The organism is Saccharothrix deserti (genome assembly GCF_009769385.1).
Taxonomy (GTDB): Bacteria; Actinomycetota; Actinomycetes; order Mycobacteriales; family Pseudonocardiaceae; genus Actinosynnema; species Actinosynnema deserti.
Genome location: NZ_VKAB01000023.1, coordinates 177107 through 196493 on the forward strand (window position 1 = coordinate 177107; position 19387 = coordinate 196493).

A 19387-nucleotide genomic window follows, 5' to 3' on the forward strand; every position below is an offset into this window, starting at 1 on the left:
GTCGACCAGAGCAGGCGGGGGCGCGGCTAGAGCAGGCGGGGGCGCGGCCAGAGGCGGATGCGGATCACCCCCAGCACCTCGGCCGACCCCAGCGTGCGGGAGTCGGTGGAGGCGAACTCGTTGTCGCCCTCGACGTGCCAGCCCTCGCCGTCCCGCCGCACGGCCCGCTTGACCGACAGCTGATCCGGCCTGGCCTGCCACCTGACCAGCACGAGATCGTTCGGCTTGGGCGGCTTCCCGTAGTTGACCAAGACCACGTCACCCGTCCGGAGGGTCGGGACCATCGAGGGTCCGACCACCCGAACCAGCGGCAACGGGTTGGCTTCCGGCCGTGCCAACGATCACCTCCAACTGCTCGGCGCGAGCCCCCGGAGTAGGGTTCGTCACGTCGGAGCATCCACTGTCAGGGAGGAAAGATGCGACTTCTGTCGCGCATCCGTTCACTCCGCCGCCCACTCCTGGAGGCCACCGCTCACTGCGACCTCCCGTGCGGTGTGTACGACCCGGCTCAGGCCCGGATCGAGGCTGAGTCGGTCAAGGCGATTCAGGAGAAGTACCAGGCGAACGAGGACCCCGAGTTCCGCGAGCGCGCCGTGCTGATCAAGGAACAGCGCAGCGAGCTCGTCAAGCACCACCTCTGGGTGCTGTGGACCGACTACTTCAAGCCGCCGCACTTCGAGAAGTACCCCGAGCTGCACGACCTCTTCAACCGCGCCACCAAGGCCGCGGGCGCGGCGGGCACGAAGGGCACCATGGACCCGGCCAAGGGCCAGGAACTGCTCGACCTGATCGCCCAGATCGACAAGATCTTCTGGGAGACCAAGGCCGCGGCCTGATCACCTGCTCCAAACGCGACGCTGACCAGCGGAAACGAATTCCACTGGTCAGCGTCGTTCTGCATCTTCCGCCGCGGGAGCGATAGGACGGGTTTCCGACGGCGTGTTACGGGCCGGGGCAGGACGGTGGCGCCTTCAGCGGCGCGCCTTGCTTGTCACCGGGGCCCGAGTTGCCGGGTCCTCCGCCGACGTTGCTCTGACCAGGGCTGCACTGCTTGTCGCCCGCTCCCGGCGGGGCGGCGACGGCGGTTCCGGTGGCTGCGGCGGTTGCGAACGCCACGGCCGCGATCAAGGTGAGAATTTGCGGATCATCTTTCATCCCACATTTCGCATTGGGGATCTTTTCCGGGACAGATGCCCCACGCGGGCGACGTTACGCCGTACAGCCGAACCTGCCAGGGCCTTTCGACCCCTCAACTATTGCCGACACTTCGACAAAGGTGATCTTTCCTCACAGTGCGGCGGTTCACACCCAACGGTTCGGGCTGTCGGCCGGTGTTCGAGCTTGTCGGCACTACCATCGAAACCGTGATCTCACACGTCTACCTGCTCCGGCACGGTCAAACCGAGTGGTCCGAGAGTGGGCGGCACACCGGGGTGACCGATGTTCCGTTGACCGAGACCGGTGTGCAGCAGGCTCGGCGCGCCGGCGCCGTGTTGGCCCGGCTGCGCGGCACCGACCTTCCCCCCGCGCTGGTGCTGTCCAGCCCGCGGCAGCGTGCTTGGCGGACGGCCGAGTTGGCCGGGCTGCACGACGTCGAGCAGACCGAACAGCTCGGTGAGTGGAATTACGGCGACTACGAGGGCCTGACCACGCCGCAGATCCGGGAGACCGACCCCGGCTGGACGGTGTGGAGCCACGCGGTGCCGAACGGTGAGACGCACGACGAGGTGCACGCGCGCGCCGCCAAGGTGTTGGACCGCGCTCGGCACGCCTTGATGAGCGGTGACGTGGTGCTGGTCGGGCACGGGCACTTCAGCCGCGTGCTGATCGCCACCTGGCTGAACCTGCCGCCCAGCGAGGGCGTCCACTTCGGACTGGACCCGGCGGGCACGACGGTGCTCGGCGACGAGCGCGGCGACCCGCAGGTGCGCCGGCTGAACGTTCCCGCCTGGGACTTCGACGTTGACTGATCCCCGCATCCGCCGCATCCGTGCAGAGGACGTGCCGGCCGTCGTCGGGCTGGTGGAAGAACTGGCCGAGTACGAACGCGCCCGGCACGAGTGCCACCTGACCGCCGAGCAGCTGCACGACGCGCTGTTCCGCCCCTCGCCCGCCCTGTTCGGCCACGTGGCCGAAGTGGACGGTCGGGTCGTCGGGATGGCCTTGTGGTTCCTCAACTTCTCCACCTGGCGCGGCACCCACGGCATCTACCTCGAAGACCTCTACGTCCAGCCGTCGCAACGCGGCAGCGGCCTCGGCCGGGCGCTCCTGCAAGCGCTTGCGGAGGAGTGCGTCGCGCGCGGCTACGCGCGGTTGGAGTGGTGGGTGCTCGACTGGAACGCGCCGGCGATCGGCTTCTACAAGTCGCTCGGCGCGCTGCCGATGGACGAGTGGACCGTCTTCCGGCTCACCGACGACTCCCTCACCCGACTGGGCTCGCCACTGGAGCAGGGCGACTGACGGCGGTCCGCCGGATCAGGACGACCAGCAGCTCCCGGGCGGCCAGAATGACGATCTCCTAGGCGAACGCCACCCCGCCGGCACCTGGTGCGGCGGGAGCCTGATCCCGGTGACCGCAGGCGCGTGGTGATCAGCGCGATCCCCGGCGCGTTCGGACAGGTCTTCGCGGACTGGGTGGGTCCGCACGGTCGAGGTGCTGGAGGAGCAGACCCGACTGCTCAGCGCTGGACGATCCCTGCCGCCGCCCGCTCCTGGTCGACCGTGATCCGGTGCACGACGAACGCCAGCGCGGCGGCGGCCACGGCGAGGCACGCCGCGCTCGCCCAGGTCGACCCCAGGTCGAAGCTGACGTAGAAGGACGTCTCGGTGATCGTCTGCTGGAAGCCGGTCGGCACCGCCAGCACCCAGGCCGCCCACCACACGGCGACGGGCACGGTCACGGTCGCCCGACGCCCCGCCGGCGCACCGGCCCAGCCGATGTCCAGCACCACCCGCACCGGGATGTACCAGGCCGCGAACGGGATGAACCAGCCGCCGATCTCCCATCCGGGCCCGAACTGGTGCTTGCCCGCCGCCGCGTTGCGCCGGGCGCGGTAGAGCCAGATCACCAGCACCACGGCGGTCGCGATGAACAGCAGGAAGAACCCGAGATTCGCCAGCGGCGAGACCATCATCAGCAGCGCCAACACCGTCTCGACGCCCAGCAGCACGATCAGGACGAGGCGCAACCCCGAGACGTCGTACCACCGCTGCGGCATCGGCGGCCCGTAAGCCGTCGGATATCCCGGCGGCGCGTATCCCTGAGGCCCCTGAGGCTCGTAACCAGGCGGCCCGTAACCAGGCGCCCCGTAAGGCGACTGCTCCACCGGCGCCATGTCCGGCATGGCAGGCATGTTCGGCATCACCGGCGACACCTGCGCCACCGGTGGGGTCTGGTACACCGGAGTGGACTGCCGGGCCAGCGCGACGCCGCAGCTACGACAGGTCGACACACCGGACAAGATGGGCGTGCCGCAATTAGGACATGTCATGGTGATCCCCCCGCAAGAACCACCGCGAATGCGGTTAGCGAATCCTAGACCGGGGCACTGACCTGCGAAATCAGCCGTTCGGACGCTTCACGCCGACCGCGCCGTAGGACACGGCCTCCGCACCGGTCTCCGGCTCGCCCTCGCCGCGCCACGACGTCGCCAGCACCAGACCGGGCTCCAGCAGGTCGAACCCGGTGAGCATGGCCTCGATGTCCGATTTGGACCGCGCCACGATCGGCGTCATCGTCTCGGTGGCCACGCTGACCAGCTTCTCCACCATCTCCGGCTGCTCGTCGCCGGTCAGGTGGCTGATCACCAGGTAGCTGCCGTCGGCGATCGCGTCGCGGTAGCGGCCGACCAGTTCGGCCGGGCGGTCGGCCTCCGCGACGTAGGGCAGGATCGCGACCATCAGCACGGCCACCGGCTGGGACAGGTCGAGCAGGCCGCGCACCTCGGGTGCTGACAGCACCGCGTCCCCGTCCCGGATGTCGGCCTCGGCGATGGCGGCGCCCGCGTTGTCGCGCAGCATGGTGCGGCTGTGCGCGACGGTGACGGGGTCGTTGTCCACGTACACCACGCGGCACGTCGGGTCGGCCTGCTGGGCGACCTCGTGCACGTTGCCCGCGGTCGGGATGCCGGAGCCGAGGTCGAGGAACTGGCGGATCCCGTTCGCCACGCACAGGCGCACGGCCCGGCGCAGGAACGCGCGGGTGTGCTGGACCATCGCGGCGGTCGGGATGTGGTTCATGGACTGCTCGGCGAACTCCCGGTCGACCGCGAAGTTGTGCGCACCGCCGAGGTAGTAGTCGAACAGCCGGGCCACGTTAGGGCGATCGACATCACCGTTGGTCGACACCCACCTCGGGGGGTTCTGCACTGCGCACCTCACCCTGCCTGCACCCGGAGCGGCGCGACCGCCTGCCAGACCGTATCTGGCTACTCCGTTCGTGTCCATCCACCAAATGTGAACACGCAGGGTGATTGTGACTGGTGGGTGGCCCGGAATTCAAACCGTGGTGCCCCGGCCGAGGGGGCGGCACAGGGGAGAGTTCGTCAACCCCCTCGGCCGGGAGTCCGGTCACACGCCGGCGTAGGAGCGGATCCAGTCGCGGTAGCGGGTCACGGCGGTGTAGTTCGACCGGGTCGAGCGGTCGCTCGTGGAGGCGACGCCGACCTGGTAGCGGCGGCCGTCGACCGGGCTGGTGGCGAACATCGGGCCGCCCGAGTCGCCGCCGGCCGCGATACCGTCGACGCGGGTCACCGAGATGGCGATGCCGCCGCGGTAGTCACGCCCGTTGACCGAGGTCACCCGCGTGTCGGCGACCTTGAGGTAGCGGGCCTGGCAGTTGATCTCCGGCTGGTTGGTGCAGGTGGCGCCCCAGCCGTAGAGCTGCACGGTCTGGTTGACCGCCACGGCGCTGGTGGTGCCCAGCGGCGCGTAGGTGCCCGAGACCGACCGGTCGATCCGCGCCAGCGCCAGGTCCACCGACGGGTGCTGGATGATCTGGGTGGCGGTGACCATGGTGCCGCCGCTGGTCTGGTCGAGGCTGCCGACCCGGAACGTGTAGGTGCCCGAGCTGGCCACGCAGTGCTGCGCGGTCAGGATCCAGGTCGGGGCGATGATGGTGGCCGAGCAGTTCTGCTGGCCGTTGCGGAACAGGCGGGCCGCCCAGGGGGCGTTGCTCGCCGTGCCACCGCCGATGATGTACGGCTGGACGTCGGCCTCTTGAGCGGACGCCACGGGGGCGAACGCGGTCAGCGCGAGCGCCGACAGCAGGGCCGTAGTGGCTCCGACCACCGCGGACAGGGCGCGATTGAGTCGCATGGAGTTGTCACCTCAACAAACGCAGGGAGTGGTGAATTCACCACCCTCAGCGTCACCTGTTGGAGTGACACTGGCCACCCTCCGTTAGTCGGCGATCACCCAGCCGATAGTCGGCGACCGAATGCCCTAGCAGGGGGCCGCGACTCGGCAGCCCGACTCAGGCGTCCTCGTCCTCGTCCACGCCGAGCGCCCACCGGCGCACCGGATTGGTGAACAGCAGCACGAGCGTGCCCACGACGTACACGCCCAGCAGCGCGCCCCACAGCTGCCGGCCGGACGGCCCGTACATGTACCAGGCGACACCCAGCAGGAGGAGCTGCACGACCACCGCCGGCGTGCGCCCCCAGTGCTTGCCGAGCACCAGACCGCCACCCGCCACGAGCACACCGGCCGACAGCACCGCGAAGTAGGCGGCCTCGCCGAGCACCTCACCGGACTTCTCCGCGCTGAACGAGCGCACCACCAGCGCGACCGCGAAGGCCAACCCGGCCAGGCCCTGCAACGCGGTGAGCGCGCCGGCTGCCCGGACCGCCGGTGGGACCTTGCTCTGGGTCGTCACGCCGTGACCTTTCAACCGGGCCTCACAGTGAGTACTCGTCACGCATCGTAGGCCACCCGGTTGGCGAGTCCCGTTCGACCGCCGCAGGAGCGATGATCACAGCAAGTCTTCGGCGAGCCGGCGGTCGGGCCGGGGTGCACTTGTCGCAGACGCAGGGCAACGCGACGCGGAAAGGAGATGTGGACCACTTTCGTGCGCCTAGAACCCACCTACCGGGTGACGCGCAACCTGTCCGGGGTCACGCGCTGTCTTACCCTTCAGTAGTGCGCGCACTTCTGGTGGTCAACCCGCAGGCGACGGCGACCACGCCTGCCGGCCGTGACGTGCTGGCGCACGCGCTGGCCAGTGATGTGAAGCTCGACATCGTCGAGACGGACTACCGCGGGCACGCGGCGAACGCCGCCGCGCGAGCCGTCGTGGACGGGTACGACCTGGTCGTGGCCCACGGCGGCGACGGCACCGTCAACGAGGTGGTCAACGGCGTGCTGCGCGAGGGCGCGCAGCCGGGCCTGCCGATGCTCGGCGTGGTGCCCGGCGGGTCGGCGAACGTGTTCGCGGGCGCGCTCGGTCTGCCGCGCGACCCGGTCGAGGCCACCTACCGCCTGCTCCAGGCCATCGAGCACGGCACCAGCCGCAAGGTCAGCCTCGGGCACGTGGCGTCCACCGGCGCCGGGATCGACCACGACCGCTGGTTCACCTTCAACGCGGGCGTCGGCTGGGACGCCGACGTGGTCGCGGGCGTCGAGCACCAGCGCGCCAAGGGCCGCCAGGCGTCACCCGCCCTCTACGCGCGCACCGCGCTGACCAGCTATTTCGGCCAGCGCAGGCGGCCGGCAGCGCTCACCGTGCACATCCCGGAAGAGCCGCCGTTCGAGGACGTGCGGTTGGCGTTCGTGTCGAACACCGACCCGTGGACGTACCTCGGCGACAAGGCGATCCGGCTGAACCCCAGCACCTCGTTCGACGGCGGTCTGGGCCTGTTCGCGCTGCACGGGATGGGACTTCCGACAATTATTCGCTATGTGACGCATCTCTTGGCGACGGATGGGAACCCCAGAGGCGGGAACCTGCTCCGGCGCGACGACGTTGAGTTCGTCCGGGTGACGAGTCCGGAACCCGTCAACCTCCAGGTGGACGGGGATCTGCTCGGCGCTTGCACTGAGGTGGAGTTCACGGCTGTGCCGGGCGCACTCACGGTCGCTGTGTGACCGTGGTGTAACCGGCCCGGTACCTGTCCGCGATGTTCCGACCTTCCGTGTCACCCCTGTGTGAAAGCCCAGGTGAACTCTGTCGATCTTTCGGGTGAGTTCACTCACCGGGTTGGCGCTAAACCCTTGACATCCCCGCCGTTCGTGAAAGCATTCACAAGCACCCCAAAACCGACCGCTGACGAGTGGCGCGCCTTCGCGCGCGCCTAGCTGAGGAGTAGTTCCAATGGACTGGCGCCACCGCGCGATCTGCCGCGACGAGGACCCCGAGCTGTTCTTCCCCGTTGGGAACAGCGGTCCTGCGCTCTTGCAGATCGCCGAGGCGAAGACCGTCTGCCGCCGCTGCCCCGTCGTCTCCGACTGCCTCGCGTGGGCGCTCGAGAGCGGCCAGGACGCCGGCGTGTGGGGCGGGATGAGCGAAGACGAGCGTCGCGCCCTCAAGCGTCGCAACGCCCGCACCCGGGCTCGCAGCAACGCCTGAGTGCTACACAGAGCAAACACGAAAGGCCCGACACCGTGCCAGGTGTCGGGCCTTTCGCTTGTGTTGCACACCCTCCCGCATGACCACGTGACTCCGCTGAGGTAGGTCGTCACGTGTGCACGGGGAGCAGTCTAACGCCGCGCTCTGAGCGGTACGCGCAGGACCGCCTCTGTACCGCCTCTGGGCCTGCGCCGCAAGCTCAACGAGCCCCTGAGTTCGGATTCGACGAGCGTTCGAACGATCTGGAGACCGAGCCGGTCGGTGCGCTCCAGCGAGAACCCCGGCGGCAGGCCGCGGCCGTCGTCCGAGATCACCACGTCCAGCCACTTCGCCGAGCGCTCGGCGTGCACGACCACCTCGCCGCGCTGGCCCGCCGCGTACGCGTGCTCGAACGCGTTCTGCACGAGTTCGGTCAGCACCATCACCAGCGGGGTGGCGAGTTCGGCCGGCACGATGCCGAACTTCCCGTCGCGGCGCACCACGACCTGCGATTCGGTGGCGGCGACGTCGGACATCATCGGGATGACCTTGTCCACGACGTCGTCCAGGTCGACCCGCTCGTCCACCGACATGGACAGCGTCTCGTGCACCAGCGCGATCGACGTCACGCGGCGCACCGATTCGGCCAGCGCCTCGCGCGCCTCCTCGCTGCTGGTCCGGCGGCTCTGCAGGCGCAGCAGCGCGGCCACGGTCTGGAGGTTGTTCTTCACCCGGTGGTGGATCTCGCGGATCGTCGCGTCCTTGGACATCAGGGCGCGGTCGCGGCGGCGGACCTCGGTGACGTCCCGGCACAGCACCAGCGCGCCGGCCGCACTGCCCCGCGGCCGCAGCGGCAGGGCGCGGAACAGCACCGCCGCGCCACGGCGCGACTCGGCCTCGATGCGCATGCTCGGCTGGCCGTCCAGGGCCGCCCGGATGCGCTGGGCGACCTCGGTGGCGTCGAACGGGTCGCCTATCAGGGACCGGGTGAGCGGGGCCAGGTGCACCCCGACCAGGTCGGAGGCGTGGCCCATGCGGTGGTAGGCGCTCAGCGCGTTGGGGCTGGCGAACACCACCGCGCCCGAGGCGTCCAGCCGGATCAGGCCGTCGCCGACGCGCGGGCTGGTGTGCACGTCCGGTGACGGCTCGGTGGTCGGGAACGTGCCGTCGGAGATCATCTGGCACAGGTCGGCGGCACTGCCCAGGTAGGAGATCTCCAACGGGCTCGGCACGCGCGGCACGGCCAGGTTGGTGTTGCGGCTGAGCACCGCGATGACCTCGTCGTGCCGCTTGACCGGGATCGCCTCACGGCGGACCGGCACGCCCAGGTGCCAGCGCGGGTCCTCCTCGCGGCAGATCCGCGCCTCGGTGATGGCCCGGCGCAGCTGGGGGTGCTCCTCGACGTCGACCGTGCTGCCGACGACGTCCTCGGGGTGGGCCGTCGGCGCGGTCGTCGGCCGGGCCTGGGCGACGCACAGGAACGTGGTGTCGTCCAGCGGCACCCACATCAGGAAGTCGGCGAAGCTGAGGTCGGAGAGCAGTTGCCACTCCGCGACCACCAGTTGCAGGTGGTCGACGGCGGCGCCGGAGAGCTTCGTGTGCTCGGCCAGCAGATCGGTGAGCGTGGACAGCTACTCCACCACCGCGATGAGGTCACCCTCCTGGACCACGTCACCGGGGGACACGGCGATGCGGGTGATCCTGCCGGCGCTCTCGGGGAGGACCGGGATCTCCATCTTCATGCTCTCCAGCACCACGACGGTGGTCTCGTGCGTGACCTCGTCACCCTCTTTGACGGCGATCTGGGCCACGTTCGCCACGATCTCGGCCCGGATTTCCTCGGCCATGGTCCTCCTTCGTTCGGGGCTCATCCAACCACGGTTCAGGCCGCCTGCTGTGGCCAGGTGACCGCGTGACACACTGGGGCGAGGTAGTTCGAGCACTAGGAGAACCCCATGTCGAAGCGTGCCCGCAAGCGCCGCGACCGCAAAAAGGGCGGCGCCAACCACGGGAAGCGCCCCAACGCCTGATCGACTTCACGGCGTGCGAAGGCCCCGGAGCACTGTGCTCCGGGGCCTTCGGCTTGCCGGGGTGCCTTCGACCAGGCGTTCAGGGGGCCTGGGTCAGGGACTCGACGTCTCGGGCGCGGTCGTGCGGACCTCGACCTCGATCGTCGTCGTCTCGTAGAGCCTCGCCCGCAGCCGCTGCTTCAGCTCCTCCGGGGCGTGCTCACCGCCGCACTTGCGGGCCAGCAGCGCCTTCAAGTGCTCCTCGATGCCGTACTGCTCCAGGCACGGGTGGCACTCCTCCAGGTGGGTCTGGAGCAGGTTCTTCCGCTTCTCGTCGCACTCGTGGTCGAGGAAGAGGTAGACCTCGGCCAGCACCTCGGAGCAGTCCGTTTCGTGAGGTTTCCCGCAGCTCATCGGCCCGCCACCTCCTGCTGACCGTTGCGCAGGAAACCGCGTTCGCGCGCGGTGTCCGCCAACTGGTCGCGAAGCTGCCTGCGGCCCCGGTGCAACCGGGACATCACGGTGCCGATGGGGGTGCCCATGATGTCTGCGATCTCCTTGTACGCGAAGCCCTCGACGTCCGCGAGGTAGACCGCGATCCGGAACTCCTCCGGCAGCCGCTGCAGGGCTTCCTTGACGTCTGAATCCGGCAGCCGGTCCATCGCCTCGACCTCGGCCGACCGCAACCCGGTCGACGTGTGGCTCTCCGCCTGCGCCAGCTGCCAGTCGGTGATCTCGTCCGTCGGCTGCTGGATCGGCTGGCGCTGCTTCTTGCGGTAGCCGTTGATGTAGGTGTTGGTGAGGATGCGGTACAGCCAGGCCTTGAGGTTCGTGCCCTCCGAGAAGGACGCGAAGGCCGCGTATGCCTTGAGGTAGGTCTCTTGCACCAGGTCTTCGGCGTCGGCCGGGTTGCGGGTCATCCGCAGGGCCGCCGAGTACAACTGGTCGAGCATCGGCATCGCGTCGCGCTCGAATCGCGCTGCGCGTTCGACCGTTGTCTCGTCAGTCGGCGTTACCTGCGTTCGCGTGGCTGGCACCGCGCTCCCTTCCCGCCGGCTGGTCAGCGCGGCGGATGGAACTGTCTGGGTCGCAGTCGAGGATACGCGGCGGTCGCCTGGACGGCAGTGACCCGAGCCACGCGGCGGACGCGCCTTGACCGTCCTGCTGACCTGCTGATCCATCACCTCGGTAGCCACGTTCGCACCAACGCGACAGGCCCGCCGCTCATTCCCGCCGACCGCCGCTGCACTAGGGTGCGCGATCATGGCCGGACGTGGGACGCCCGCCACCGCGTTGCTGGACAAGCAGAAGGTGGCGTACACGCTGCACGCGTACGAGCACGATCCCCGCCACGAGTCGTACGGGCTGGAGGCCGCGGAGGCGCTCGGGATCGCGCCCGAGCGCGTGTTCAAGACGCTGGTCGCGGACGTGGACGGGAAGCTCGCGGTCGGTGTGGTCCCGGTCACAGGACAGTTGGACCTGAAGGCGTTGGCCGCCGCCGTCGGCGGGAAGAAGGCGAAGATGGCCGACGTCGCGGCGGCCGAGCGGGCCACCGGGTACGTGGCGGGCGGTATCTCGCCGTTGGGTCAGAAGAAGCGGCTGCCGGTGGTGCTGGACGCCTCGGCGGAGGGGTTCGAGACCGTCTACTGCTCGGCCGGGCGGCGTGGGCTGGAAGTCGAGATCGCACCGGAAGACCTGGTCAAGCTGACGCAAGGGGTCGTCGCGCCGATCTCGGCCTGAACGCTGATCAGCGCAGGCCGTCGGAAGAAGTCCTTCGAGGGTCCTTCGAGGGTTGTCAGTCGTCAGGCCTGTTCGGGTTCTCACACTTCGAGAGGCCGCAGCACGTGCTCCAGCCACTCGCCCACCGCGCGGCCCACCCCGTCCAGGTCGGCCTTGAGGTTGTGGTCCCCGGGCAGCAGCACGACGTCCCGGTGGTGCGCCGGGTCGGGCCGGCCGAACGGGTCGTTCTCGCCCTGCACCACCAGGGTCGGGATTTCCACGCCGTCCAGCTCGGGCATCCGCGTCTTCTCCGGCCTGCCCGGCGGGTGCACCGGGAACGCCAGGCACAGCACCGCCACCGCCTGGCCCTCCGCCGCCGTCCGGCACGCCACCCGCGCGCCCGACGACCGGCCGCCGAACACCAGCGGCAGGTCGTCGAACCAGGTGGAACCCAGTTCGTCCGCGACCGCGAGCCACGCCGCGTCGAGCTGCTTGGCGGCTGCAGGGGCACGGCGGCCGGCCACCCGGTACGGCTGCTCGACCAGCGCCACGTGCACGCCCGCGTCCACCGCCGCACGGGTCGCCGCCACCAGGTCCGGTGCGGCGATCCCGCCGCCCGCGCCGTGCCCCAGCAGCAGCGCGGCCCGGCTCTCGGACGCGCAGTGCAGCTCGGCCCGCGCCGGACCGTACGGGGTGTCGACCACCCGTGATGTCATGACAACTCGAACAAGGTGGGCTCCGGCTTCTCCGATTCCCCCAGGCGAACCGCGTCCATCAGGGACGGGTCGTTGTTCTTGATGCTGTTGACCTTCATCGACACCGGGCGCAGCTCCAGCGAGTCGACCAGGTCGAGGTCTGGCGCGAGCAGGTCCTTCGGGTCGGTGCGGTCCGGGTCGAGCCAGTCCGCCCACCGGTCGCGCGGCAGCACCAGCGGCATCCGGTGGTGCACGGACGTCATCTCGCCGATCGCGTCGGTGGTGAGCACGGCGCAGGTGATGATCGGCTTGCGCTCGTCGCCCTCCTGCTGCCACCACACCGACCAGATACCGGCCATGGCGATGCTGGAATCGTCACCGGGGTTGATGAAGTACGGCTGCTTGCGGCCCTCGCCGGGCTGCCACTCGTACCAGCCGGCGGCCGGGACGATGCACCGGCGCTTGGCCGCGGCGTCGCGGTAGGCGGGCTTGTCCAGCACGCTCTCCGCCCGCGCGTTGATCATCTTCGCGGCGCCTGACAGGTCCTTGGCCCAGTGCGGCACCAGGCCCCAGCGCATCACGCGGACGCTGCGCTCGGTGGCGTCCGGGTCGGGGTTGCCCTCGTCGTCGCGCGGGTGGCGTTCGACGACCGCCAGCACCTGCTTGGTGGGCGCGACGTTGTAGTCCGGGCCGGGCGCGGCGCCCTCGGTGGCGTCCACCGCGTCGAACTCCGCGGCGAGCAGCGCGGGGTTCTTGGTCGAGGCGTACCTGCCGCACACAACCGATCACCTCTCCACAGATCACCCTCGGGCGTGCCATCGTCGCACGTCGCAAAGCCCGGTGCGAGCTGTCGACCACCCGATGCGGAATCATCGAGCCATGACTCAGCAGTGGTCCGCTCCCACCGCCGACGGCCCCGTCCACGCGACGGTACCCGTTCCCGGTTCCAAGTCGATCACCAACAGGGCCCTCGTGCTGGCCGCGCTGGCCGACCGCGCGTCGACCGTGCACACCCCGCTGCGCAGCCGCGACACCAACCTGATGGCCGCCGGGCTCCGGTCGCTCGGCGTCGACCTCACCGACGGTCCGGACGGGTCGTGGCTGGTCACACCCCACGCGATGCACGGTCCGGCGCAGGTCGACTGCGGCCTCGCGGGCACCGTGATGCGGTTCCTGCCGCCCGCCGCCGCGCTGGCCGTCGGCGACATCACGTTCGACGGCGACCCGCACGCGCGGACCCGGCCGATGACCACGATCCTGGACGCGTTGCGGGCGTTGGGCGCTGACGTGGAGGGCGCGGCGCTGCCGTTCACGCTGCACGGCAAGGGCGGGGTGCCCGGCGGCGAGGTCACCATCGACGCGTCGGCGTCGTCCCAGTTCGTGTCCGGTCTGCTGCTGTCCGGCGCGCGTTACGAGAGCGGCGTGACCATCCGCCACGACGGCAAGCCGGTGCCGTCGCTGCCGCACATCGAGATGACCGTGACGATGCTGCGGGAGGCGGGGGTCGTCGTGGACGACTCGTCGCCGAACGAGTGGCGGGTCGAACCGGGGGCCATCACCGGCCGCGACTGGCACGTGGAGCCGGACCTGTCCAACGCCACCCCGTTCCTGGCGGCGGCGGCCGTGACGGGCGGCGAGGTGACCATCCCGGGGTGGCCCTCGGAGACCACCCAGCCGGGCGGCGCGGCACGTGACCTGTTCGAACGCATGGGTTGCGCGGTGACGCTCACCGATGCCGGCCTCACGTTGCGCGGTCCCGACCGGCTGACCGGGATCGACGTGGACCTGCGTGACGAGAGCGAGCTGACGCCGACCGTCGCGGCCATGGCGGCGCTCGCCGACGGCCCGACCTGGATTCGCGGCGTCGCCCACATCCGCGGTCACGAGACGGACCGGCTCGCCGCGCTGGCCGCCGAGATCAACCGGTTGGGCGGCAACGCCGAGGAGACCGAGGACGGCCTCGTCATCACGCCGCGACCGCTGCACGGCGGCGTGTGGCGGGCCTACGCCGACCACCGCATGGCCACCGCGGGCGCGATCATCGGGCTGGTGGTCGAGGGCGTGTCCGTGGACGACATCGGGTCGACCACCAAGACGATCCCCGACTTCCCGGGAATGTGGGCCTCCATGCTCGGGACGAACACGCTCGGGACGAGCTGACGTGGCACGCGGCGACTGGCGGCGGCTGGACGAGTCCGACGTGCGGGTGCGGCCGGGCAAGGGGACCCGGCCGCGCAGCAAGCGCCGGCCGGAGCACGCCGACGCCGTGCCCGCCATGGTCGTCGGGGTGGACCGGGGGCGGTGGACGTGCGCGATGGACGGCGACCCGGCACGGCTGGTCGTCGCCATGCGGGCGCGGGAACTCGGCCGGACGCCGGTCGTCGTGGGCGACCACGTCGGTCTGGTCGGTGACACCTCCGGTCAGCCGGACACGTTGGCGCGGATCGTCCGGGTGGAGGAGCGGCGGAGTGTGCTGCGGCGGACCGCGGACGACACGGACCCGTTCGAGCGGGTCGTGGTGGCCAACGCCGAGCAGCTGGTGATCGTGTCGGCGTTGGCGGACCCGCAGCCGCGCCGGGGTTTCATCGACCGCTGCCTGGTCGCCGCGTACGCGGGCGGGCTGGAACCGCTGCTGTGCCTGACGAAGTCCGACCTGGCCCCGGCGGACGACCTGCTCGCCGCGTACGCCGAACTGGACCTGCCGGTGGTGGTGACGCGGTCCGACCAGGACCCGGACGAGCTGCGCTCACGGCTGGTGAACCGGCTGTCGGCGTTGATCGGGCACTCGGGGGTGGGCAAGTCGACGTTGGTGAACAAGCTGGTGCCGGACGCCCGCCGCGCCGTGGGCGTGGTCAGCGGTGTGGGCAAGGGCCGCCACACGTCCACCCAGACCGTGGCCCTCCCCCTGCCCGAGGGCGGGTGGGCGGTCGACACGCCAGGCATCCGTTCGTTCGGCCTGGCGCACATCACCCCCGACGACATCGTCGCCGCGTTCCCGGACATGCAGGCGATGGCCGAGGAGTGCCCGTCCGGCTGCGGTCACCAGGGCGAGCCGGACGACCCGGACTGCATGCTCGACGAGCTGGTCCGCACCGGCGAGGCGTCCCCCGGCCGCCTGGCCTCCCTGCGCCGCCTCCTGGCCTCCCGCAGCAAACTGGAGGAATACGACTAGCCTCCGCGAGAGTCGAACCTCCAGCCCCCGTGTGTCCTACGTTCAGAACGCGTGTGTCCTACGTTCAGGCCAGGTGTGTCCTACGTTCAGGATGCGAGAGTCCTGCGTTCAGGACCCCCGAATTCAACGCTCAGAACGTGCGACCTGGGCTTTTGGGCGACTAGAGACCCATGTGCGGGTACGTGTGGTCGGTCGGCGGCACGAACGTCTCCTTCACCGAGCGCGGGCTGATCCAGCGCTGGAGGTTGAAGATCGAGCCGGCCTTGTCGTTCGTGCCCGAACCGCGGCTGCCGCCGAACGGCTGCTGCCCCACCACGGCGCCGGTCGGCTTGTCGTTGACGTAGAAGTTGCCCGCCGAGAAGCGGAGCGCCCGGTGCGCCTCCTCGATCGCCTGCCGCTCACGTGCGAACACGGCGCCGGTCAACGCGTACGGCGTGGACGTGTCGACCACGTCCAGGATGTCGCCGTACTCGGCGTCGTCGTAGACGTGCACCGACAGGATCGGGCCGAAGTACTCGGTGGTGAAGACGTCGTTCTGCGGGTCCGTGCCCACCAGCACGGTCGGCTGCACGAAGTAGCCGACCTCGTCGTCGCACGTCCCACCGACCAGCGTCTCCACGGACGGCTCGGCGTCCGCCGCCCGCAGCGCGTCCCGGTGCTTGGCGAACGCACGCGCGTCGATCACCGCCCCGCCGAAGTGCGAGAAGTCCGTGACGTCCCCGTACGACAGGGTTTTCGTCACGTCCGCGAGCTGGTCGCGCACCTGCGACTCCCACAACGACCGGGCGACGTACGCGCGTGACGCGGCCGAGCACTTCTGCCCCTGGTACTCGAACGCACCCCGCACCAGGGCCGTGACCAGCGCGTCCGGGTCGGCGCTCGGGTGCGCGACGACGAAGTCCTTGCCGCCGGTCTCCCCGACCACGCGCGGGTAGGCGCGGTAGGTGTCGAGGTGGTCGGCCATGGTCCGCCACAGCGCCTTGAACGTCCTGGTCGAGCCGGTGAAGTGCAGCCCGGCGAAGTTCGGGTCGGCCAACGCCACCTCGCTGACCGCCTGGCCGTCCCCGGTGACCATGTTGACCACGCCCGGCGGCAGCCCGGCCGCTTCGAGGAGCCGCATCGTGCAGTCCGCGGCGAGCTGCTGGGTCGGCGACGGCTTCCACACCACGGTGTTGCCCATCAGGGCGGGCGCCAACGGCAGGTTGCCCGCGATGGCGGTGAAGTTGAACGGCGTGATGGCGACGACGAACCCGTCCAGCGGCCGGTGGTCGAACCGGTTCCACATGCCGGGGCTCGACGCGGGTTGTTCGGCGAGGAGGCGTCGGGCGAAGGCGACGTTGAAGCGGAGGAAGTCGATCAGCTCGCAGGCGGAGTCGATCTCGGCCTGCTGGACGGACTTGGACTGGCCGAGGATGGTGGCCGCGTTGAGCGTGTCCCGCCACGGCCCGGCGAGCAGGTCGGCGGCCCTGAGCAGGACGGCGGCGCGTTCGTCGAACGGCAGGTCGCGCCACGGTCGCGCGGCGTCTTTGGCGGCGTGGACGGCGTCGGCGACGTCGGCGGGTGTGGCCTGGCCGGTGACGCCGAGGACGTGCCGGTGGTCGTGCGGCTGGACGACGTCGACCGGCTCGCCGCCCGCCATCCGCCGGGCGCCGCCGATGGTCATCGTCAGTTCGTGGCGTTCACCTTCGAGTTGCGCCAAGCGCCTGAGCAGAGAGTCACGATCGGCGCTGCCCGGTGCGTACGCTCGCGCCGTTTCGTTGACCGGTTCGGGTGGCGACGTGACCGCGTCCATAGGGTCATCGTGGCACGCGGTAGTACGGTGCGCAGCCGTGGCGAAGGTGACTGGTATCGGCGGCGTTTTCCTGCGCGCCCGCAATCCCGAGCGCATGGCCGAGTGGTACCGCCGGCACCTCGGCGTGCCGATGAGCGCGAGTGGCGCGATCACGTTCCACTGGGTGGAGGCGGAGACGACGACGTTCGCGTTGTTCGCGAACGACAGCGACTACTTCGGTGAGCCGGGACAGCGGGCCATGATCAACCTGCGGGTGGACGACCTGCCGGCGCTGTTGGCGCAACTGCGCGTGCGGGGCGTCGAGGTGCTGCCGCAGACGGAGGACTCGGAGTTCGGCCGGTTCGGGTGGTGCGTGGACCCCGAGGGCAACCGCATCGAGCTCTGGCAACCGGCACCCGGCATGTAGCACCCGACGGCCACCCGCCCGGGGCACCCGGCGGCAAGCTCGTGCCGGCTTCGCAGGGGTCCCCGCCAAGGGGACCCCTGCTTTGATCTTGCCGGCTGGGTCGGACGATTCCGGTAACGCGGCCGGTTCCTGTGGACAACCCAGCCCCCTGTGGACAACTCAGGGCGTTCCGGAAGACCGGCTACATCAGGTCCAGCAGGAACGGCAGCTCCTGCGGCGCGTACCAGGCCAGCTCGTGGTCCTCGGCCCCGCCCAGCGCGAACTCCGCGTCCGGATCACCCAGATCCGCCGCGTCGATCACGTCGGCAGCCGCACGCACGTCGTCCTCGGCCTCCGCCGTGTCCAGGTGGATCGCGGCCACCAGCTTCATCGGCACCGGGCCCGACAGCTTCACCACCGAGAAGTCCAGGTCCGGCCGCAGCTTCACGTCCGGCACGTCCGCCGAGACCACCGCCCGCCGCGGCACGGCCTTCTCGTCCCCCGCGATCAGCCGCAGCGAACCGCGAGCGGCGTCGAGCATCGCCGAGTACTCGAGCTCCTCCGTGTCGCCGGTCGCGTACGACTCGCGCAACGCGGGCGTCAGGGCGAACCCCGTCCCACCCACCGCGACGAACTCACCCTTGTCCACCAGATCGCGCAACATCGCGACGGTCGCCGGGAGGTACACCCTCATGTGGACACCGTTCCCATCAGTTCCTCCACCGACTCCTCGACCATCGCGGCCAGGACGTCCACATCGGACATCGCGTCGCGATCGGCGTTCAGGCCGAAGTACACGCCACCGTCATAAGACGTCACGCCGATCGACAACGCCTGGTTTTTCGCCAACGGCACAACCGGGAACATCTCGATCATCTTCGCCCCCGCCGCGTACAACGGCACCTGCGGCCCCGGCACGTTCGTCACCACGACGTTGAACAACCGCCGCGAGAACGACGACGCCGCCCGCGCGCCCAACGCGTGCAACGTCGGCGGCGCGAACCCCGAGAACCGCACCAACGTCTGCGCCGCCACCGACTGCCCGGACTCCTGGTGCGCGCGCATCGCGTGCGACACGTGGTGCAGCCGCACGACCGGGTTCGACTCCCCCACCGGCAGGTCCACCAGGTACGCCGACACCGCTGTCTCGTCGTCGCGCACCGACATGGGCGCCATCGCCCGGATCGTGGTCCCGGCCGTCACGACCTCGCCACGCGACAGCAGCCAGTTCCGCAGCGCCCCGGACAGCGCCGCCAGCACACCGTCGTTGACCGTGCCACCGTGCACCCGCCGGATGGCGCGGAACTCGTCCAACCTGGTGCGCGCCACCGCGAACCGCCGTTGGGGCGAGATCCGCACGTTCAACGGGCTGCCGGGCGCGGGCGTGGCGGCGGTCCGCACGGCCGACGCCAAGCCGCCGAACACCCCGGCGACCTTCCGCACCGTCGCCACCGTGTCCATCGCCGCCGACCGGACGTTCTCCACCAGCTCACCGGGCCGCTGCACGGCCTCGGCCACCGCGTCCGCGACCAACTGCAACCCGCTGGGCCCGGGCGAAGGCATCCACAGCGACTCCACCGGCGGCCGGGGCGTGGCGGACACGTCCAGGATCACCTGCCCGATCTCCGGCGCCCCGATCCCGGACACCATCGCCTGGTGGGTCTTGGTGATCACCGCGGTCCGGTTCCGGGCCAGGCCCTCGACCAGGTAGATCTCCCACAACGGCCGGGTGTGGTCCAGCGGCCGGGACATCAGCCGCGCCACCAGGTCGTGCAGCTGCTGGTCGCTGCCCGGCTTCGGCAACGCGGACCGCCGCACGTGGTAGGTGACGTCGAAGTCCGGGTCGTCCACCCACACCGGCCGGGCCAGCCGTCCGGGGACCTGCACGACCTTCTGCCGGTACCGGGGCACCAGCGACAACCGCTGCTCGATCAGGTCGACCAGGCGGTCGTAGTCGAACCCGGTGCGCGGCCTGCGGAACACCGCCACCCCGCCGACGTGCATCGGCGTCGTGGAGTCCTCCAGGTACAGGAACGAGGCGTCCAGCGCGGACAGGCGGTCGGGCATGCCGC

24 protein-coding genes are annotated in these 19387 nt (G+C 70.3%); 10 read left to right on the top strand and 14 right to left on the bottom strand.

Annotated elements, in window-relative coordinates:
• Positions 1-26: 26 nt before the first annotated feature.
• Positions 27-338, bottom strand: a complete 312-nt coding sequence (locus FM051_RS32205; RefSeq protein ID WP_274383789.1) for a S26 family signal peptidase — start codon at positions 336-338, stop codon at positions 27-29.
• A 78-nt stretch (positions 339-416) separates the two neighbouring features.
• On the opposite strand from FM051_RS32205, the gene sodN reads away from it, so the two are divergent.
• The 3 genes from sodN (at position 417) to FM051_RS32220 (ending at position 2460) form a co-directional block, all read left to right on the top strand.
• Positions 417-836 (top strand): superoxide dismutase, Ni, encoded by a 420-nt coding sequence (gene sodN, locus FM051_RS32210; RefSeq protein WP_158849999.1) that lies wholly within the window; start codon positions 417-419, stop codon positions 834-836.
• 528 nt (positions 837-1364) lie between these two features.
• On the top strand, positions 1365-1970 hold the full coding sequence (locus FM051_RS32215) for a histidine phosphatase family protein (RefSeq protein WP_158850001.1): 606 nt from the start codon (positions 1365-1367) through the stop codon (positions 1968-1970).
• Positions 1963-2460 carry a GNAT family N-acetyltransferase gene (locus FM051_RS32220; protein ID WP_158850003.1) on the top strand — a complete coding sequence of 166 codons (498 nt, stop codon included), beginning with the start codon at positions 1963-1965 and terminating at the stop codon, positions 2458-2460. The genes FM051_RS32215 and FM051_RS32220 overlap by 8 nt, the downstream gene beginning before the upstream one ends.
• A 218-nt stretch (positions 2461-2678) precedes the next feature.
• Here the strand turns inward: FM051_RS32220 and FM051_RS32225 are convergent, their stop codons facing one another.
• From FM051_RS32225 to FM051_RS32240, 4 genes are all read right to left on the bottom strand, one after another.
• A complete protein-coding gene (locus FM051_RS32225; RefSeq protein ID WP_158850006.1) occupies positions 2679-3452 on the bottom strand; it encodes a DUF4328 domain-containing protein in 774 nt (257 codons plus the stop codon).
• Between the two features lie 109 nt (positions 3453-3561).
• Positions 3562-4380 (bottom strand): SAM-dependent methyltransferase, encoded by an 819-nt coding sequence (locus tag FM051_RS32230; protein ID WP_158850007.1) that lies wholly within the window; start codon positions 4378-4380, stop codon positions 3562-3564.
• 189 nt (positions 4381-4569) lie between these two features.
• Positions 4570-5316 (bottom strand): S1 family peptidase, encoded by a 747-nt coding sequence (locus FM051_RS32235; protein ID WP_158850008.1) that lies wholly within the window; start codon positions 5314-5316, stop codon positions 4570-4572.
• Positions 5317-5473: 157 nt separating this feature from the next.
• Positions 5474-5875: a hypothetical protein gene (locus FM051_RS32240; RefSeq protein WP_158850009.1), complete on the bottom strand. Its 402-nt coding sequence runs from the start codon at positions 5873-5875 to the stop codon at positions 5474-5476.
• A 263-nt stretch (positions 5876-6138) separates the two neighbouring features.
• Here FM051_RS32240 and FM051_RS32245 point away from each other — a divergent pair, with 263 nt between their 5' ends.
• Positions 6139-7083, top strand: coding sequence for a diacylglycerol/lipid kinase family protein (locus FM051_RS32245; protein ID WP_158850010.1), 945 nt, complete (start codon positions 6139-6141; stop codon positions 7081-7083).
• Positions 7084-7309: 226 nt separating this feature from the next.
• Entirely contained in the window at positions 7310-7564 is a 255-nt protein-coding gene (locus tag FM051_RS32250; RefSeq protein ID WP_015104912.1) for a WhiB family transcriptional regulator, read from the top strand.
• Positions 7565-7695: 131 nt separating this feature from the next.
• On the opposite strand, the gene FM051_RS32255 is transcribed toward FM051_RS32250, so the two are convergent.
• Both FM051_RS32255 and FM051_RS32260 read right to left on the bottom strand, forming a co-directional pair.
• Positions 7696-9174, bottom strand: a complete 1479-nt coding sequence (locus FM051_RS32255) for a PAS domain-containing sensor histidine kinase (protein ID WP_158850083.1) — start codon at positions 9172-9174, stop codon at positions 7696-7698.
• Positions 9175-9390: a biotin/lipoyl-binding carrier protein gene (locus tag FM051_RS32260; RefSeq protein WP_158850011.1), complete on the bottom strand. Its 216-nt coding sequence runs from the start codon at positions 9388-9390 to the stop codon at positions 9175-9177.
• 108 nt (positions 9391-9498) lie between these two features.
• On the opposite strand from FM051_RS32260, the gene FM051_RS54085 reads away from it, so the two are divergent.
• Complete coding sequence (locus FM051_RS54085) at positions 9499-9573, top strand: 50S ribosomal protein bL37 (RefSeq protein ID WP_096498094.1); 75 nt, start codon at positions 9499-9501, stop codon at positions 9571-9573.
• A 93-nt stretch (positions 9574-9666) separates the two neighbouring features.
• Here FM051_RS54085 and rsrA read toward each other — a convergent pair whose 3' ends face one another.
• Together rsrA and FM051_RS32275 are read right to left on the bottom strand one after the other, a co-directional pair.
• On the bottom strand, positions 9667-9966 hold the full coding sequence (gene rsrA / locus FM051_RS32270; protein ID WP_158850012.1) for a mycothiol system anti-sigma-R factor: 300 nt from the start codon (positions 9964-9966) through the stop codon (positions 9667-9669).
• A complete protein-coding gene (locus tag FM051_RS32275) occupies positions 9963-10589 on the bottom strand; it encodes a sigma-70 family RNA polymerase sigma factor (RefSeq protein ID WP_158850013.1) in 627 nt (208 codons plus the stop codon). The genes rsrA and FM051_RS32275 overlap by 4 nt, the downstream gene beginning before the upstream one ends.
• 226 nt (positions 10590-10815) lie before the next feature.
• Here FM051_RS32275 and ybaK point away from each other — a divergent pair, with 226 nt between their 5' ends.
• Positions 10816-11292 (top strand): Cys-tRNA(Pro) deacylase, encoded by a 477-nt coding sequence (gene ybaK / locus FM051_RS32280; protein WP_158850015.1) that lies wholly within the window; start codon positions 10816-10818, stop codon positions 11290-11292.
• 80 nt (positions 11293-11372) lie between these two features.
• Here the strand turns inward: ybaK and FM051_RS32285 are convergent, their stop codons facing one another.
• Together FM051_RS32285 and FM051_RS32290 are read right to left on the bottom strand one after the other, a co-directional pair.
• On the bottom strand, positions 11373-11987 hold the full coding sequence (locus FM051_RS32285) for an alpha/beta hydrolase family protein (RefSeq protein WP_158850017.1): 615 nt from the start codon (positions 11985-11987) through the stop codon (positions 11373-11375).
• Positions 11984-12745 (bottom strand): SOS response-associated peptidase, encoded by a 762-nt coding sequence (locus FM051_RS32290; protein WP_158850019.1) that lies wholly within the window; start codon positions 12743-12745, stop codon positions 11984-11986. The genes FM051_RS32285 and FM051_RS32290 overlap by 4 nt, the downstream gene beginning before the upstream one ends.
• 100 nt (positions 12746-12845) lie before the next feature.
• Here FM051_RS32290 and aroA point away from each other — a divergent pair, with 100 nt between their 5' ends.
• Both aroA and rsgA read left to right on the top strand, forming a co-directional pair.
• On the top strand, positions 12846-14126 hold the full coding sequence (aroA, locus tag FM051_RS32295) for a 3-phosphoshikimate 1-carboxyvinyltransferase (protein WP_158850021.1): 1281 nt from the start codon (positions 12846-12848) through the stop codon (positions 14124-14126).
• Between the two features lies 1 nt (position 14127).
• On the top strand, positions 14128-15138 hold the full coding sequence (rsgA, locus tag FM051_RS32300; protein ID WP_158850023.1) for a ribosome small subunit-dependent GTPase A: 1011 nt from the start codon (positions 14128-14130) through the stop codon (positions 15136-15138).
• 160 nt (positions 15139-15298) lie between these two features.
• Here rsgA and pruA read toward each other — a convergent pair whose 3' ends face one another.
• Positions 15299-16930 carry an L-glutamate gamma-semialdehyde dehydrogenase gene (pruA, locus tag FM051_RS32305; RefSeq protein ID WP_158850025.1) on the bottom strand — a complete coding sequence of 544 codons (1632 nt, stop codon included), beginning with the start codon at positions 16928-16930 and terminating at the stop codon, positions 15299-15301.
• Positions 16931-16967: 37 nt separating this feature from the next.
• Here pruA and FM051_RS32310 point away from each other — a divergent pair, with 37 nt between their 5' ends.
• The gene (locus FM051_RS32310; protein ID WP_202919127.1) at positions 16968-17336 is read left to right on the top strand and encodes a VOC family protein; all 369 of its coding nucleotides are present in this window, start codon (positions 16968-16970) and stop codon (positions 17334-17336) included.
• Positions 17337-17517: 181 nt separating this feature from the next.
• Here FM051_RS32310 and FM051_RS32315 read toward each other — a convergent pair whose 3' ends face one another.
• Positions 17518-18009 carry a DUF6912 family protein gene (locus FM051_RS32315; protein WP_158850027.1) on the bottom strand — a complete coding sequence of 164 codons (492 nt, stop codon included), beginning with the start codon at positions 18007-18009 and terminating at the stop codon, positions 17518-17520.
• Positions 18006-19382, bottom strand: coding sequence for a WS/DGAT/MGAT family O-acyltransferase (locus FM051_RS32320; RefSeq protein WP_158850029.1), 1377 nt, complete (start codon positions 19380-19382; stop codon positions 18006-18008). Before FM051_RS32320 ends, FM051_RS32315 begins: the two co-directional genes overlap by 4 nt.
• Positions 19383-19387: the final 5 nt, after the last annotated feature.